The sequence below is a fragment of the Zarconia sp. genome (genome assembly GCF_057467645.1).
On sequence record NZ_JBRJXU010000007.1, the window covers coordinates 62318 to 77321 of the forward strand.

The 15004-nt window shown below is 49.8% G+C and carries 11 protein-coding genes; 6 read left to right on the top strand and 5 right to left on the bottom strand.

The window, feature by feature from the left end:
- Positions 1–74: 74 nt before the first annotated feature.
- Positions 75–395 carry a hypothetical protein gene (locus AC2215_RS01150; RefSeq protein WP_486808111.1) on the bottom strand — a complete coding sequence of 107 codons (321 nt, stop codon included), beginning with the start codon at positions 393–395 and terminating at the stop codon, positions 75–77.
- Positions 396–484: 89 nt separating this feature from the next.
- Here AC2215_RS01150 and AC2215_RS01155 point away from each other — a divergent pair, with 89 nt between their 5' ends.
- The 6 genes from AC2215_RS01155 (at position 485) to AC2215_RS01180 (ending at position 7212) form a co-directional block, all read left to right on the top strand.
- Positions 485–826, top strand: coding sequence for a hypothetical protein (locus AC2215_RS01155; RefSeq protein ID WP_486808112.1), 342 nt, complete (start codon positions 485–487; stop codon positions 824–826).
- Between the two features lie 698 nt (positions 827–1524).
- On the top strand, positions 1525–2178 hold the full coding sequence (locus AC2215_RS01160) for a hypothetical protein (RefSeq protein WP_486808113.1): 654 nt from the start codon (positions 1525–1527) through the stop codon (positions 2176–2178).
- A gap of 232 nt (positions 2179–2410) precedes the next feature.
- On the top strand, positions 2411–3526 hold the full coding sequence (locus AC2215_RS01165) for an SAM-dependent methyltransferase (RefSeq protein ID WP_486808114.1): 1116 nt from the start codon (positions 2411–2413) through the stop codon (positions 3524–3526).
- 327 nt (positions 3527–3853) lie between these two features.
- Positions 3854–4711 carry a sulfotransferase family protein gene (locus AC2215_RS01170; protein WP_486808115.1) on the top strand — a complete coding sequence of 286 codons (858 nt, stop codon included), beginning with the start codon at positions 3854–3856 and terminating at the stop codon, positions 4709–4711.
- Positions 4712–5224: 513 nt separating this feature from the next.
- Positions 5225–5854, top strand: a complete 630-nt coding sequence (locus tag AC2215_RS01175) for an HAD-IB family phosphatase (protein ID WP_486808116.1) — start codon at positions 5225–5227, stop codon at positions 5852–5854.
- Positions 5855–6237: 383 nt separating this feature from the next.
- Positions 6238–7212, top strand: a complete 975-nt coding sequence (locus tag AC2215_RS01180; protein ID WP_486808117.1) for an MBL fold metallo-hydrolase — start codon at positions 6238–6240, stop codon at positions 7210–7212.
- A 251-nt stretch (positions 7213–7463) separates the two neighbouring features.
- On the opposite strand, the gene alr is transcribed toward AC2215_RS01180, so the two are convergent.
- The 4 genes from alr to AC2215_RS01200 all read right to left on the bottom strand — a co-directional run bounded on the left by alr (position 7464) and on the right by AC2215_RS01200 (position 14202).
- Positions 7464–8609, bottom strand: a complete 1146-nt coding sequence (gene alr, locus AC2215_RS01185) for an alanine racemase (RefSeq protein WP_486808118.1) — start codon at positions 8607–8609, stop codon at positions 7464–7466.
- A 265-nt stretch (positions 8610–8874) separates the two neighbouring features.
- Positions 8875–9051: a hypothetical protein gene (locus AC2215_RS01190; RefSeq protein ID WP_486808119.1), complete on the bottom strand. Its 177-nt coding sequence runs from the start codon at positions 9049–9051 to the stop codon at positions 8875–8877.
- 140 nt (positions 9052–9191) lie between these two features.
- Positions 9192–10568 carry a CapA family protein gene (locus AC2215_RS01195; RefSeq protein WP_486808120.1) on the bottom strand — a complete coding sequence of 459 codons (1377 nt, stop codon included), beginning with the start codon at positions 10566–10568 and terminating at the stop codon, positions 9192–9194.
- 169 nt (positions 10569–10737) lie between these two features.
- Positions 10738–14202: a two-partner secretion domain-containing protein gene (locus AC2215_RS01200; RefSeq protein WP_486808121.1), complete on the bottom strand. Its 3465-nt coding sequence runs from the start codon at positions 14200–14202 to the stop codon at positions 10738–10740.
- Positions 14203–15004 lie beyond the last annotated feature (802 nt).

A 15004-nucleotide genomic window follows, 5' to 3' on the forward strand; every position in this document is an offset into this window, starting at 1 on the left:
CGACTCCTTAATATGGCAACCCCCGCTTGCATGATGTCGAAGCGGGGGTCAAACAGGATTTCTGATTTTGACTTTTATTGGGGGGCGGCCGTTTTATGCCGGTCCCATCCGCTGCTTCGATAACGATTGGGCTGAAGATTCAGCCGATTATTTCTATAACCTCGATGCTCCCCAATTGCCACTCCCGAGTCTTGACTCGATTCTTTACACAGTTTTGTTCGATCGACTGTTTCCGGAATAAAAATGCGTTCTACGGGGGCAAAAGTCTCGACCACTGCAAGCGATCGGCAATCTTCACTCTCATACGCCCACGTCCCTAATTTAGCCGATTCGATTGAATTTGCGGCATTAGGGAGGTCGGTAGTGGCGTTGGTATTGAAAGAAGAGCGTTTCACCTGAAGTTAGTTGGTTAAATGTGTACATCTTACTTTAGGTATACTACACTAATATTACAACCATGTCCACAAATTTAGAGGAAAAAATTATGCACGCGACGACCCGCCCTCGGACTTCAACGACGGATATGGAGGTCACGAGCATTCGTTTGGAACGCGAACTCAAGGATAGACTCAAAGCACTATCCGGAGATCGGGGATATCAGGCTCTGGTTCGAGATATCCTATGGAATTACGTTCAGTACAAGTCCGGAGAGTACAAGCCCCAATTTTCCCGCGCCGATATTCGCGCGAGCATGAACGCGATCGCCCAAAAAGAGGAACGCTGCGTCCTCAGCGGAAAACTTATATCTCCAGAAGAACCGATGTTATTAGGCTTGACCCAGCAAGGGGATTTGGTTCCGCTCAGTTGTGAGAGTTTGGCTGGCTAACTTTATCGGGCAGGGGATAAGATGTGATAGCTCCCCTGCCCCTTCCCTCGATCGGGCTTTCTCCACACCCCTCTCTACAACCGATCGCCTGGGATGTACGTCACCGCGAATAACGCAACGTGAAACGTTTTGAGAATTCGCCCGTTAAGTGGGGCGAACAGATTTCCTATTTCCGTTTCCTGACATCAGTGTCTATGGCTGTATTCATTCACAGCGCGGATCGTTGAAGATCCCACCAGTATCTTTCTCCCCCAGCTCGCCAACACCATTAATGACAACTGGTGACTATCGCGATACATCGGGTGTCGGGTTTCCGTTCCCGTCCGTTTCCGAGCTAGCAGAACCCCTCGCGCAGGAGGTCTCGCGATCGCCACACATCCAGTCCAAAATTATTTAAACAGATTCTCAATAATCATTCGATCGAGCTTTCGATCGAAGTGAAAACGATGATTCTCGATCGCAACTCAATAGACCAGATTCATCATCGATGCAGTCAGACGAACCTCTGTTTTTACCATCCCGAACTATTAAAAATAAGTTGCAATAATTGCATTAAATTCATTCGAGAAGAACCTCAAAGTCTTCATCTGAAGATATAATTAAAGTGATATCCATGCGAGCCAAAGCCCTCTCCACGTCTTGTCGCTCGTCATGAAGTCGAAAATCGTCCGCGCTCGGCCTGTGAGTGATTTCTCTCTATGAGTTCAACTGAAAAAGTCGATCGAATTCAAGTTTGCTTTCAAATTAGCTACGAAAAGTGGCAGCTCTTGCAAGCAAACTGGTCTGATGGAGAAATGACTGAGAGCGAACTTTTAAACGCTGTAATCGATCGCTATCTCGATCTCAACATTCAAGATATTCTTCGGAGTTCTTCCCAAGTTTCTCAACTTCAAGAAACTTCAAAAATTGAGAGGCGCGATCGGAAAAGTCGCGATTTCGATCCGAGTCACCCCCTACATCAGTATATTAACGAGCGCGTTGGAGAAATTGTCGAAAAAAACTTAGATTCCTATCTCGCTCGACATTTTCACGGACGCATCGAAACCATTCTTCACGATGAAATCTCCCGTCAAGTCGCTCGTCAAGGAGATCGAACATCAAACGAAAGTACCACTCTCCAGCCAGGGAAGTCGCAACGCCAATCTGAGGGAGTACTTTCCCCCTCAAAAGGGAGATCGAGCCGTCATTCAACGGAATTAAAAACGGCCAAAGAACTCGCCCTCATTTTAGGGTGTTCTCCCTCGTACATTACCACCCTCAATCGCATTGGAGAACTCGTCAAGCGCGGTTGGAAAGACTCGGGAAAACGAAACGGGAAACGGATTCTCTACCAGCCTGTTGAAAGCGAGTGACGCGGTGAGGCGGGTATGGGGTGACGCTTCGGACGCTCCTGATGGGGTTTATTGTCGCAACTGATTCATTGTCAATTGTCCATTGTCCATTGACTCCGATGGCTGAGATTTCCAGAGATAGAGGTATCCCAAAGTCCTGAGATTTGCTGTAACGACACCCGCAATATCTCGCAATATCTTAGATGAAGAACGGCAAACAAGCCGCAACGTTTGCATTCAGGAGGATTACCCGATGACGATTTCCATCGAATCGACCGATATTGCCATCGCCGAAAAAGAAGCATTGGTCGAGCGACTGCTGCGATCGACGGCTGGGGTTTTTGATATTTTTACCCTGTATATTGGCGATCGTCTGGGATTCTATCAAGTTTTAGCCGAGCGCGGTTGGCTGACTTCCCTCGAACTGGCCAATGCCACCCGCACCCACGAACGGTACGTACGGGAATGGCTCGAACAGCAAACCGTTTCCGGCATCCTGGAAGTGGAAAACGAAAGTGCCGATTCGATCGAGCGTCGGTTTGGGTTGCCCGTCGGACATGCAGAAGTCTTACTCGATATCGACAGCTTAGACTACCTCGCACCGATCTCTCGCCTGCTGGTGGGGGTAACGCGGCCCATCGATGCCGTCTTGAGAGCTTATCGCCAGGGAGGAGGGGTTCCTTTTCGCGAATACGGTGCCGATTTTCGCGAGGGACAAGCAGGGATTAACCGTCCGATGTTCCTTCAAGAGTTGGGGTCGAAATGGATTCCGGCAATGCCGGATGTTTGTGCCCGATTGCAAGCCAATCCCCCAGCCCGGGTGGCTGATATCGGCTGCGGTGGCGGCTGGTCGAGTATCGGTTTGGCGCAGGCTTACCCGAACGTACGAGTAGATGGCTACGATCTCGATGCTGCCTCGGTGGAATTAGCGCGTCAGAACGTCCGAGATGCCGGATTGAGCGATCGCGTGCGCATTCAACAACGCGATGCAGCGGATTTCTCCCTAGCGGGACAATACGACTTAGTGATGGCGTTTGAGTGCATCCACGATATGGGTAACCCCGTGGGGGCACTGACCACGATGCGTCACCTCGCTGGCAAAAACGGAACGGTGCTGGTTGCCGACGAACGAGTGGGGGATACCTTCACCGCCAGAGGCAATGATGTGGAATGGATGATGTACGGCTGGAGCGTTCTCCACTGCCTGCCGGTGGGGATGGCCGATGGGGCCCAATGTCACTGTGGGGGAACGGGAACGGTGATGCGATCGCAAACCCTGCGGCGCTATGCCCGAGAAGCTGGGTTCGATCGGGTGGAAATTCTACCGATCGATAATGTCTTTTTCCGTTTCTATCGGCTACAACAGTAATGAGTGGAAGAGTACTAGTGCACGATGGCAGGAGTTGTTCGACACTCAAAGATCGAGCTGAATCTGAAGTTGAATAAATTTTAGCGAACCGAGCGAGCTGAGTCGTTATTCCTATCGGGCTGCACTAGGGTCTGTCATTCGTTCGCCCTACACTCTTGAGTGCGTATGGGTTCTCGCTTTTAGAAATATTTTTAATGCGATCGAATCCTTGTCCTCAAGGGCTTCTAGATTGAACTGATGACACGCTATAGCTCTCGAACGTCTAGGCAAAATCTAATCGTTACTCAAATTAAAGTCGTGGAAAAAAGAAAAATCCCGAACCTATTTATGGTCGGCTCAATGAAGTCTGGCTCCAACACCCTCTACAACTATCTTGACGAACATCCCGACATCTTTATGAGCAAAAGACCGCTCAAAGAACCCCGGTATTTTGTTGAAGAGATGAATTGGTCGAAAGGAGAAGATTGGTATCTGAGCCTTTTTGAGGCCGCTGAAACCGAATCAATTTTGGGAGAAGCATCGCAACATTATTCTTGGATTCCTCACTATACTGGCGTTGCCGAAAAAATTGCCCAATTTAACCCAGAGGCTCGCATTCTTTATCTGATGCGCGATCCAGTCGATCGAACCATCAGCCATTATTGGTGGGACGTACAGTGGTCTGGTGAAGGTCGCGATATGCTCAGTGCCATTCAAACCATGAAGCATTTTACCGATGTCAGCAACTACGCCATGCAGCTGAAGCCTTACATCGACATTTTCGGGCGCGATCGCGTCATGGCAATTACCGTTGAAGAACTGACCGACAATACCGTTGAAACTCTACAAAGTATCTTCAAATGGTTAGAAGTTGATGCATCGTTTGTCCCTGAAAAGCTAAATCGTCGAGATAACGTTTCGCCCAAAAAAATTCAAAAAACAGTGGGGTCGGGTCTCTTCTCCCATTTGCGGGGAACGCCTCTGTGGAATGGCATGAAAAAGCTGTTTCCCGAATCCCTGCGTCAAAATATGCGCGATGCGATTTCTCGACCGGTCGAACGCGATCTGACGATGCTCGAACCGACCCGAGATTACCTGCGACCCATGCAACAACAACAAACTGAGGAACTGAGCCAACTCCTCGGCCGTCAGTTTCCCGAATGGAAAACCCTTTACCCTGTTAACGTCAGTTCGAGAGCGGCTTAAACTCATGTACGGGCATTAAGAATCTGCCCCAGCAACATAGATAGATCCCCTTGACATTAACCATTCACGATGGACGTACTGACAATAATAAAATGCGGAGGTTACCTCTTCAAAAATACTGCCATTTACCACTACGATTGAAATCGGTTTACTGAATATACATCTGGTGGAAAAGAGAGAATATATTTATGACTTCGGCATAAATATCGAGCTGATTTTTGATTTCCACCAGATGTCTAATATAGCGCTTCGTGCTGGTTTATTTACATGACAAAAAAAATAGGTTTTTTCCATTACCCATAACTGAAAATGTGGAATTATACCAGGGCGAACTGCTATAACTCTTGAATCCGTAAATATTGAGAATTTTTAATGGGCGCGTAATTATTATCCTCCTCATTGCATCTGTTCGATGCTGTCCTTACCCAGAGGTTACAAGCTGGTTGACTGACAAAAAGATTTCCCAATTTGGCTTAAATTAAGTTCAGTCCTCTATTTTTTTGACGAAACTCCGTGAAGCGAGCTGTTTTTTGCGATTTTGATGGCACGATTACCCTCGAAGAAACCTTCGTTGCCATGCTGACTCGATTTGCCCCGGAACGTTCGGCGCAACTGTTACCCGAAATTTACGCATTGCGGATGACATTACACGAAGGGGTGCGGCGGATGATGGCGGCGATTCCTTCGCGAGAGTACCCGGCAATTTTGGAGTTTACCCGTACCCAGCCGATGCGTCCGGGACTCGTGGAGTTGCTCGATTTTCTCGATCGCCATGAGGTTCCGTTCGTGGTAGTTTCTGGTGGGTTGCGGGGGATGGTAGAAGCGGTCTTGGGAGATTTGAAGTCGCGAACGATGGCAATCCACGCAGCCGATATCGATGCGAGTGGCGAGTACTTGCGGGTTTACTCGGACTTTGAAGGAGAAACGGAGATGGTGGATAAGGTGAAAGCCATCGAACAGTATGAAGTTGAAGATTGGGTCGCCATTGGGGATTCGGTGACGGATTTGAACATGGCAATGGCGGCCCCAACGATTTTCGCTCGCTCTCGCCTGTGTCAGTATCTCGACGAGCGGCAAAAACCCTACATCGAGTTTAGCGATTTTTTGGACGTACGCGATCGACTCGAGGGAATTTGGGGATGAAGGAGAGATGGGGAGATGGCTAGTACTGCTACGCAGAATTAAAAATGCGTCTTGAAAAGTTGAACGGGACGGAAACCGACACCGCTCACTTTTCGCAAAATTAAAAATGCCTACGATGCATCGCTTTGGGCGGTTGAGAACTGGGTACTTATTTCTGCCGCGCTGCACTTTTCTGCCGCGCTGCACTAGAGAGAGCGATTGGGCTTGAAATTAGTCGATCGCATACCCATTTCAGCGCACGTTAGCTTAACAAAAAAAGACAACCGCGAATGCCAAACTCCGAATTCTGCATTCAATATTCAATTGTCCTTGCGATTACCAGTCATTGCTATCGATCGCGCTAGAATTGCTACATTCCGGGAACGTTCGATCGACTGACAGCTATGCGAGTAAAACTTTGGGGAACGCGCGGTTCTTTGCCCGCACCGCCAACCCCCGACACCATTAGCGCAAAAGTGAGGGGTTTATTCCACGATTTTTTCGATCGCGGCTATCAAGACGTCTCCGATGTCGACCGATTTCTAGCGGAACTGCCGCCCGATCGTTTGGGGGGATTTGGAGGGAATACCCTGTGCGTGGAAGTGAAAACGCCCCAGCAGCAACTGATTATCGATGGTGGTACGGGATTGCGGTTGCTTGGCTACGAACTGATGAAGGGCGATTGCGGTCGGGGTGAAGGAGAAATTCACCTGTTGTTTACCCACTTTCACTGGGACCATCTGTCGGGGTTGCCGTTTTTCGTTCCTCTCTATATTCCCGGTAACGTAATTCACGTCTATGCCGTGCAACCGGACTTGCCTGCCGTTTTTCAAACCTTATTTCAACACCCTTATTTTCCCGTTACCCTGGATTTAATTGAAGCACAGCTTAAGTACCATCAGATCGAACCCAGAAAACCGCTCGCTTTCAACGATACGATCGTGACCCCCTATCAATTAGATCATCCTCAACCCTGCTGGGGCTATCGATTCGAATGCGAGGGCAAAGTCTTTTCCCACTGCGTCGATACAGAAATTACCCGCGTTTCCCGCCAGGAACTCGGCCCGGATTTGCCGTTGTATCAGAATGTAGATTTGATGGTACTCGACGCTCAATATACGTTACTCGAATCCGTGGAAAAGGTAAACTGGGGTCACGGTTCGGCGGCGATCGGTCTGGAAATTGCCATGCGAGAAGCGGTCAAACGAGTCATTTTCGTCCACCACGATCCGATCGCCTCGGACGAACAAATTGCTACCGTCGCCAGCCAAACCCGCAAAGTTTACGCAAAAGAACTCGAAATCGCTCGTCGTCGCGACCTTGAAGTCAATCCGGTCGATTGGGAATTTGGGATTGATGGCATGGAGATCGAGCTGTGAGAATTTTGGGGTAGGGGAGCCCGGGGAGGCACTGACAAGTGTCGGTTTTTAACTTTCGGGTGGATTTGAGCTGGGGAAGCTGGCAATCGCCGAACCCTTGAGTTTTCGTTGCCGTCACAATCAGAAATTGCCCAATTGTCAAAAAATTACACCTGTCAGCAGGGGAGGCAGGGGGAGAAATGGGCGAAACAGGAGCTAAATTCCTCCTTGTCACCCCATCACCCCTCTCCGAACTCCGAATTCCGAATTCGTTAATTCGCTTCGTAGCTAATTTGATTCATAAACCCGGCCATCAAGTTAATTTCGGTGTGGACGCTTTGAAATTTATCGGCGAGTTCTTCAAAGGTCACTTCTTCGCCGCCTTGAGAACCGACGAGTACGGCTTCGTCGCCCCAGGTCACCTCTTCAGGCACATCGGTCACGTCCACGGTGGTGATATTCAGCGAAACCCGCCCCACCACGGGACAGCGATAGCCGCGAATGAGGACGATCCCTTTATTAAATAGCGATCGAGGATAGCCTTCGCCAAATCCTACGGGTAAGGAGGCAATGCGGCTGGGGCGCGCGGTCGTAAACAAACTGCCGTAGCCGATGGTGCGTCCGGCTGGGATTTCCCGCACTTGGGCCACTTTGGTTTTTACCGACATCACCGGCTTGAGTTCTGGGGGGTTCTCGAAGTCCTGGGAGGTACGCACGCCGTAACAGGCGGCCCCTACCCGCACTAGGTTGTTGCGTTTGCCATCGAGGCGAACGGTGGCCGCGCTGTTGTGGGTGTGGGTCAGAACGGTTTCGGGCAAGTCGTCGGCGAGAGCGTAGCGCAGGGCGTAGAATTCATCGAGTTGCTGCTGGGTGAACGCCAAATCTTGCCCGTCGGCCGTGGCGAAGTGAGTCATGATGCCGACGATGTCGAGGCCGGGAAGGTGGCAGATGCGCTTGAGGCTTTCTTTCTCGGCGCTTAAAAAACCGCTGCGGCCCATGCCGGTATCGATATTGAGATGGACGGGGATTTTTTTGCCCCGTTTGACACCAGCCTGGGACAGGTATTCGGCGGCTTCTGGGGTGCCCACTTGTTCTTCGATGTCCAGGCGATCGATCGACTCTTCAAATTCTGCGGGAAATCCCATCCGCAATCGCATCAATTTTACATTCAATCCCAAATCCCGGACGATTGCCGCTTCGGGGTTGGTGCAAATGCCGATATAGTCTGCCCCGGCTTCGACTGCCGTGGGGGCGAGGGCTGCCAATCCGTGACCGTAGGCGTTGGCTTTCATCACCACGCAGAGTTGGGCGGGCAAGATGCGATCGCGGATGTGGCGAATGTTTTCGGCAAAGATTTGGGGGGAAACGTTGACGTGAATGTGATGCTGATTCGTCAGTCTTGATATAAGTCCTGGCATTCTCTTTTTAAGGTTGAAAAGGTGAGAAACTGAAAATTACTCAGTGCTTGCAAGGCTGAAGATGCATCCCTATTGCCCAAAAAAAGTCCAAAATAGATCGCCAAAAAATAACGTTCTGGTTACCATTTTTTGAGGACTTTTCATGGCGATCGATTTCTCGCAAATTGTGGATGCGAGATTTATCCAAAACACTAAATTATGAATCAAGTGCAAATGTAAAAGTTGTGCTTAATGTTACATTTAACGTCAGTTCGGGATAAAACAGTTACCGGTAAGGGTGGGGTGTGGGGTGTAGGGTGTGGGGTGTGGGGAATAGAAAAGCATCATCGTCGATGATGATGAATCCGAATTTGAGTTTCCAATCGTTCACCTTCATCTCAAGAAGCTCGAATCGCTCTTTTCCATACACCTCCAATCGTGGAATTTTTGTCCCACTGGGCATTACCGTTACTCTGCTTAACCCGCACTTCACGTTAAATTTAGGCGATCGATTTGGATTTTGTTGGTGATTTTCGAACCTCTAGAAGGTCTAATCGCTGAATGCTGATGGCTAACATTCCAATGATTGACAAATGCGATCGCTTATGATTCATTTGGCAAATCTTTAAAGATAATTTCACCTCGATTGTTGAAGGTAATCGGCGTATCGGGAAAATCTTTTTGAGTGAGATAGCGAACCAAACCAATGGTGCGAAAATATTGGTCGATGTAGGGAATTCCCGTACTGTCCATATGCACTGGAATGATTCGCCCGCCGGTAAAATCTCCCGTCGGATTCATCTTTACTTCCAGAATCATCGAATACCCTGCTTGTGCGGAAGTTGAAAGGGTTCGATATCCCATAAAATTACCGAGAGAATAGGCAATGAGTTTACCCTGATATAGTTCCATTGCCCTGGGAACGTGGGGGCTATGTCCGAGGATTAAATCTGCCCCAGAATCGATCGCCATGCGTGCAAATTTCACGGGATTGCCGCGATTTTCTCCATAGAAGAATTCTTGGCGATCGCGAACGTGCATCGCTGGGGTTCCTTCTGCCCCTGCGTGCATAGAAACAACGACGATTTCCGCATTATTCGTGGCTTCTTCAATGAGCGACTTGGCGGTATTTAAATCGTTAACGGAATTATAATAATCGTAGGGACAAAAACCAAGAAAAGCGACTTTTAGACCTTGAACTTCTTCGTATAAAATTTGGTTCTTGTGCCCGACGGTTTCGATGCCAAATTGCCCGAGATTATCGACGGTATCTTGCAATCCCACCGCCCCAAAATCCATGGCGTGGTTATTGGCAATATTCATCACGTCGAACCCCGCATCGCCAAAAATCTTGGCATATTCCGGGGGGGTTCTAAAGGCAAAGACCCGCCCGCTACCCACATTCTTCGTACTGAAGGGATGGTTGGTTAAGCTGCTTTCAAAATTGCCGAATACGATATCTGCTCGTTCTAAATAACCTCGTACTTCCGTGGGGAGGACTTGGTTCGGATCTGCCGGCAATCGATTGTTGGGAAAATTCGTTGCCGGGACGATATCTCCCACGGCTTTGATGACAACGGATTCGGGGAGAGGTTCGATCTTTTGGGGTGGTATTGGTTGGGCTGTTGTAAGTTGAGATGTCGGTTGAGATTCTATCGTCTGGAGTGGCGGCGTTGGTGATGCGGCAGGAGTTGGTGTTGTAGCAGTGGGGACTGGAGATGCGATCGCCGTTTGAGGGGGTTCTGGTGTGGTTGGTGCAACCGCAGATGCGATCGGTGGTTGGGGTTGGGGATTGGCAGTTTGCAGACTGGGGGTTTGCAGACTGCGGGTTTGGAGATTTGGGGTTTGAGGATTGGCAGTTGGCAAACTCGATGACTCGATATTCGGCGGTGGAAGGCTATTGATATAGGCAATACCACTGCCGAAGCAGAAACTAATGACCCCTAGGGAAAAAACCCGTTGCAAGCTGCGATTTCCCATCGCCTCGCTCCCAGATACCACGGATTTAGTTTACCGCAGAGGTGGCAGGGAAGGCAGAGGAAGTCGAGGAAGCACAGGAGGAGTGTAATGGAAAATGGACAATAGGTCAGTTGCGACAGTCTTCCCTACACCCTACACCCCGCACCCCATTTCCCATTCCCAAAACAGCTCACCCACACAGAGAACCTAAAACAAAGCGATCGTCTTCGAGTTGAAAAATCCCATCGGCTTCGACAATCGGTTCTATCTTTTTATCAATTTCTTCCGAGGCGATCGATTCTTCTGGAGAAAGATTGGCTTCGGTTCGTGCGGGAATCTGATACGTCGGGAAGGGTAAATTGCTCGGAGCATCCGGACTGGGGGGCAAACCACCGGCACCGACGATCGCAAAACGCCCTCGCTGCCGGGAACTTGGGGTCAGGCAACTTCGGGCTAGCGTGGTATCCGGATCGAGGGGATTTGAGGTCAAATCGACCAGACCTTGGCCCGGTTGGATGTTGGGGGTTTGAATGATGACCGTACCATCCTCTCCCCGAATCGAATTCGCCGTAATATCGCTATTTGGGGTGGGTTCTTCTCGAAATTCCGTGCCGAAGATTCCTTGCGCCGCAATCCGCACTCGACCGCCAGAACTATCTTGAGCGTTTGCTGTAATGTCGCTGTTTTCTAAGGCGACGAGGGTATCGGTATCGATATTGATGTTACCGCCGGTTGCTGTTTGTGTGGCATCAGTTGAGATTCGGCTGCCGTTGCGCATTTGCACGGTATTGGCATTCAGGGTGATATTGCCTCGTTCTCCAGCCGTGCTGGTGGCTGCGAGTTCTGCACCGCGATCGAGTTGAATTCGATCGGCACGAATCACTAGATTTCCTGCATCTCCCAAACTCTCCGAATCCATTGAGCTGACACTGCTGGCGGAGATATTTGTCCGAGTCTTGCCATCGGGGGTGATTCCACTGAGTTCCACCACATCGGCATGAATGATAATCGTGCCACCGGCACCCTCACCGAAGGTATTGGTCGAAATCTGGCTGATGTTATGCATTTGCAGGGTATCGGTATCGATATTGATGTTACCGCCGGTTGCTGTTTGTGTGGCATCAGTTGAGATTCGGCTGCCGTTGCGCATTTGCACGGTATTGGCATTCAGGGTGATATTGCCTCCTTCTCCAGCGGTGCTGGTGGCTGCGAGTTCTGCACCGCGATCGAGTTGAATTCGATCGGCGCGAATCTCTAGGTTTCCAGCATCTCCCGAACGCCCCGAACTCCCTGAATCCATTGAGTCAACGCTGCTGGCGGAGATATTTGTCCGAGTCTTGCCATCGGGGGTGATTCCACTCAGTTCCACCACATTGGCATGAATGATAATCGTGCCACCGGCACCTTCACCGAAGGTATTTGTCGAAATCTGACTGATGTTACGCATTTGCAGAGTATCGGTGTTGAGGGTGATGTTACCTCCTTCTCCAGCGGTGCTGGTGGCTGCGAGTTCTGCGCCGCGATCGAGTTGAATTCGATCGGCGCGAATCACGAGGTTTCCAGCATCTCCTTCACCAAATGAACCAAAACTGCTGGCGGAGATATTTGTTGGAATCTCGCTATCGGCAGCGATCCCGCTCAATTCCACCACATCGGCATCGATGTCGATCGTGCCACCGGCACCTTCACCGAAGGTATTGGTCGAAATCTGGCTGCCGTTGTGCATTTGCAGGGTATTGGTGTTGAGGGTAATATTGCCTCGTTCTCCAGCCGTGGTAGTGGCTGCGAGTTCTGCGCCGCGATCGAGTTGAATTCGATCGGCACGAATCACTAGGTTTCCTGCATCTCCTTCACCAAATGAACCAAAACTGCTGGCGGAGATATTTGTTGGAAGCTCGCTATCGGCGGCTATCCCACTCAATTCCACCACATCGGCTGCGATGTCGATCGTGCCACCGGCACCTTCACCGAAAGTATTGGCCGCAATAAAAGCACCATCTCGCAAAATCAGCCGAGGAGTGTTCACCCTTAAATCGCCAGAGTCTCCTCTGGTAATTGTCCCAACGGTAATTGCAGTATTAAAAATAATACCCAACTCGTCTGTGGCACTCACTGTATTAGCACCGCGTAACTCCACCCCCTCCGAAGCATTGACGGTTACACTTCCGGCGGAACCCGAACCAATGGCACCGGTGGTGATGAGGGCGCCGTCTCTTAACTCGAGGGTGCCCGTGTCGATCGTCACATCTCCCCCGTCTCCATCCTCAATGGCGGACGAAGAAATCCCCGTACCCAAGGTGATGAAGGGATTGAGTAAAATCGGTTCGGCGCGAATGAGTTGGATTTCGTCCGCCTCGACGGCGATATCTCCACCTTGACTGGGACCGAATGTCGCGCTTAAGAGCAATCCGTTATCCCGTAACAGCAACTGAGGTGTTGAAAGGATAACCGCACCTGCCTCTCCAGTGGTATTGCCCCCAGTGACGCTGCCCACGAGGGAAGATGCCACTTCAACTCGCTCTGAAGCCTCAATCGTTAATGCTCCAGCATTACCAGTACTCTCTCCCTGCATGCCGCTCAGAATCGAGGCGTTATTACGAGCGATGAGTTGCGGGGTTTCAACGACGATCGCGCCGGCATTTCCCGCACCGAAGGTAAAATTAAGTAACCCTGACAGAGGAACAGTCCGGCTACTCGGATCGGCTGTCAAGTCTGGCAGCGCCAAGGAAAAATCCCCCGTCCCCACGATTTCCGCAGATTCGGTGGCGCGAACGGTAATATCTCCTCCCGGTTGCGAACCCAAAGTAACCGTTAATGCTAGGGAGTTATTAATTTGTAAATTCCGCGCCACCATTTGGATGTCGCCCCCTGTAATTCCGGTGAGATCGAGACTCGTTTGCTCGATGAGTTGAATGTTGCCAAACTCAGACCCACTGGCATAATCGAAACTCAAACCGCGATCGCCTGGGGTAAAATTAACGCTTCCTTCCCGAATGCTGCCCAGTTCGATACGTCCGGCTGGCGTGGTTTGCGTATCCTCGAACGATCGACCCCCCGCAACCAGCCTCGCCGCAGAAATGCTGATGTCCGATCCGATGAAGGCAAGTGTTTCTCGGCTGGGGACGATTAACTCCGGGCCAGAGACGGAAATTCCCCCGAGATTGGGTGAGTTGAACTGCAATCCCACCGGAACGCTTACGGTCAGTAAGGGGACCGTTTCTCCATCGGGAGTGGCGATAAACTCACTGCCATCGGCAAAGGCGATCGAACTGGCACTGGTTGCAACAAAGGAACCCCCCACATCCAATTGCGCGTTGGCACCGAAGAGAATACCTTGGGGATTGAGGAGAAATAAATTGGCCGTTCCGTTGCTCTCAATTAACCCATCGATATGGGAGAGTTGTCCTCCAGTCACGCGGGTAATAATATTATCGATCGTTGAGAAGGCTTCAAATCGAGCCGTTTCCCCGGTTCGGACGTTAAATTGCTCGAAACTGTGAAATAAGTTGCCCCCGGCAGTGGTTCCCCCGGTGATGCGTTGCAGTTCTCCTTCAATATTGACGATCGAATTTTCCGGCAGCGTACTGTCGGGAACGATTTGCGCCAACAGGGGATAAGAATGGGCGATCGCCACTCCCGCAACCCAGACAGCCATCGATAAACGCACCATGCTTCCCTCCCGAGAGCGCTCCACTCTATCAAACACAAATGGCGTTTGGACTTGGAGTTTTGACACAATTCACGTGCGGCGACGTCAAAACAATCACGACGCGCGCGAGGTAGATTGAGGACGATTTCATGCAGCTTTATGGAGCCATCATACTATTCGATCGCCCTCAAAAATTTTCACACCCGATCGCCCCGCTCGGCGGAAAAACTTTCTCAGTCTCTGTAAAAGCCCGGCTTCGATCGTCGATATTTCCAAGCGATTCGAGAACTTATCGAGTTTGGATTTGAGCCGCAAGGGTAAGAATTCTGGGGGGAATTGAAAAAGTCTCCAACAAACAAACAGCGAAGCGTCCTCAAGCTTTTTCCTTTTTCAGGAGGATGAAAAGCGGATCTTCCTAAGGGGCTGAATCCTTAACCGTAAGCTTTGTCTATGCTGACTTCATCCCGAGCGGCTGAACTCTCCTTTTATGAGAGCATTTATAGCGGTTGTCGATCGACATTTACCCCGTGAAAATTTAGTCGAAAAAATTTGAAAACCTGAAACACTGTCGGGGTAGTATTTGCGTGTAAATTTGGCTCAAATAGGTAGGGTATACCTGAATTAAAACCGCTACTAATTTTATAAAAACACGCTTAGATTCGTTTATTAGAAATTTTTTAAGAAAAAAATGTTTTACTCTTAAAATAATCTATCGTTTTTTACCTTACATTAAAAATCAAAGCCCAGAGCTAGCATTAACTTGTTTTTTATTATCTGCCATCATGATATTATTTCTCAAACAAATTCT